The 2,479-nt window shown below is 33.4% G+C and carries 2 protein-coding genes and 1 pseudogene; all 3 read right to left on the reverse strand.

Translation table 11 applies throughout. The features are described 5' to 3' along the window. Window positions 1-239 precede the first annotated feature (239 nt). A complete protein-coding gene (locus P9B04_RS20500; protein ID WP_342056826.1) occupies window positions 240-587 on the reverse strand; it encodes a phage holin family protein in 348 nt (115 codons plus the stop codon). A 67-nt stretch (window positions 588-654) separates the two neighbouring features. Then, window positions 655-1,956 (reverse strand): glutamate-5-semialdehyde dehydrogenase, encoded by a 1,302-nt coding sequence (gene proA / locus P9B04_RS20505; RefSeq protein WP_342056827.1) that lies wholly within the window; start codon window positions 1,954-1,956, stop codon window positions 655-657. Between the two features lie 250 nt (window positions 1,957-2,206). Further along, window positions 2,207-2,446 (reverse strand): annotated as a pseudogene (locus P9B04_RS20510) (GxxExxY protein); the annotation flags it as partial. Window positions 2,447-2,479: the final 33 nt, after the last annotated feature.

The raw sequence follows: 2,479 nt of genomic DNA on the forward strand, positions 1-2,479 counted from the left end.
GTTTGGCCTAAGTTTTCGCAGCGAGTGACCCCTGGCTTTTTGAGAAGATACAAAGATTCGATAGTTTTTTTTCTTTTCTCTTACTCGGTAGCTAGAAAAATTTTTTTGATAATCTTTGATTAATTGATTCCAGTCAAGGTTTAAATTAATTTGATTATATTCATCCATTAGCTTTAAAATTTCAATATTTTAGTAGTTACAGAGACGCAATTTTTAGCGTCTCTATCTATTGATTTTAATTAGGAAGCTGAGTTTATAAATCTCGATAAAAAGTTATTCACAAAAGTCAAGCACATTGAACCAAAAAGCGCACTCCAGAAACCATAACGTAAACGAAAACCACGGACTAAAGCAGCTGCTAAACCGAAGACAATGGCATTAACAACCAATAAAAATAAACCCAATGTTAATATAGTTAAAGGAATACTGAAAAAAACGAGAACCGGTTTTACTAAAGCATTGAGAATACCAAAAACGATCGCAGCTACTATAGCTTTCCCAAAATTATCTACTTCTACACCTATGGGTAGTTGTGCAATGATCAATAAACTGATAGCAGTAATTAACAAAGAAATTAACATTTCCATAATTTTGTCCTGTTTATTTATTAGTATTTTCCTCTACATTATAAGACAAACAATCAAAGGATAAAAATTATATATTTCTGTGGGTAAAGGGTTTAGCATTTTCCCCTGAATAAGTAGCAGCAATATGACCATTTCCTGTGACTTGATATTTGTAGGTAACTAACCCTTCTAAACCCACAGGACCTCTAGGGGGCATTTTTTGGGTACTAATGCCAACTTCTGCACCAAAACCGTAGCGAAAACCGTCTGCAAACCTGGTTGAACAATTATGATAAACTCCGGCTGCATCTACTTGATTCATGAATAATTCTGCACTATTTTTATCTTCTGTAACAATAGCATCGGTGTGTTCTGAACCGTAAGTATTAATATGACTAATTGCTGCTTCTAAGGAGTCTACAATTTTAATCGATAAGACCAAATCACTATATTCTGTTTTCCAATCTTCTTCTGTTGCTGCTTCAATATTGAGATATTTCTGTGTTAATTGATCCCCTTTTAATCTAACTTGATGAGAAGTTAAAGCATCGGCTATTTTTGGTAAAAATTCACTGGCGATGCTTTCATGAATTAATAAAGTTTCGATAGCGTTACAAGCGGCAGGATATTGTGTTTTAGCATCTACTGTTATGGCAGTTGCTGTTTCTAAGTCAGCTTTTTTGTCAATATATAAGTGACAAATTCCATCAGCGTGACCTAAAACGGGAATATTAGTATTGTTTTGAATAAATCTTACAAATTCATTAGATCCTCTAGGAATAATTAAGTCAATGTATTCCTCTAAATCTAACAATTGTCTAATTTCTTCACGGGTGGTTAATAGCTGCACTGCATCGGGATTAACTTTAGTATTTTCTAAAGCTTCTCGAATAACCTTTACTAAAGTTTGACAAGAATTTATGGCTTCTTTTCCTCCCTTTAAAATAACGCCATTACCTGATTTTATAGCTAAAGTAGTAATTTGAATTAAAGCCTCTGGACGTGCTTCAAAAATTATTCCCAATACCCCCAAAGGACAACTAACCCTTTTTAAGACTAAACCCTCATCTAATTCTCTGTGGATGGAAATATGACCCACAGGATCGGGCAAATTGATAACATCTCTTACCCCTTTTATAGTAGCTTCAAGCTTAGTTTTTCCCAGTTTTAAACGGTTATACAAAGGGATAGAAATACCTTCTTTTTCTGCTAATTCACAATCGAGTTCATTGGCTTTAATAATTTCCGCTGAAGCATTTTCTAACGCCACTGCGATCGCTTCTATTGCTTGGTTGCGATCGCTTGTTGAAAGTCCCCCTAATTTTCTCCCTGCTTGAGAAGTTTTCTCGGCAATTTCTTTTAATAATAATGATGATGAATCAACTATCATTGCTAATAACAATTTCAATTTTCTAGAGGACTTGTATTTTACCAAGCTATTTGCAGAAAAAGAGTATTTTCCAGATATTCTTAATCATTCATTGATATAGCAGTTTCCATACTTGTGAGGTACATAAGTTATCTCTTTGAGGCAGAAGGCAGAATTTAGGTGTCCCTTATGAATTGTAGTTAAATTATAATTTAACTACAAAAATATGAAAATTAGGATACATAAAACGATAAAAAACATGGAGCTATATTTATTGTCTTCTCTGATTATAGTTGGGATTAAATACTTTTTTATATTGTAAACTGGTTGAGCCAAAATTAATTAATAATCCGACGGGAAAATCATAAGCAACTACATAGTTTTTAGCTTGGGCAAGATGGACATTTTGTAAATCAATAACAGCTTTAAGTTCAACTATAATCTTATTTTCTACAACAAAATCAGCGCGTCTTGTTCCCACGTGGATGCCTTCATACCAAATCCGCTCTTTTTAACCCCCTTATAAAACCCTTTACTAATAGAT

This window comes from Crocosphaera sp. Alani8 (genome assembly GCF_038442745.1).
GTDB lineage: Bacteria > Cyanobacteriota > Cyanobacteriia > Cyanobacteriales > Microcystaceae > Crocosphaera.

Bases quoted from the DNA above. Each gene is read 5' to 3' on its own strand.
- P9B04_RS20500 (WP_342056826.1), bottom strand. From the start codon at position 587: ATGGAAATGTTAATTTCTTTGTTAATTACTGCTATCAGTTTATTGATC.
- proA (WP_342056827.1), bottom strand. From the start codon at position 1,956: ATGATAGTTGATTCATCATCATTATTATTAAAAGAAATTGCCGAGAAA.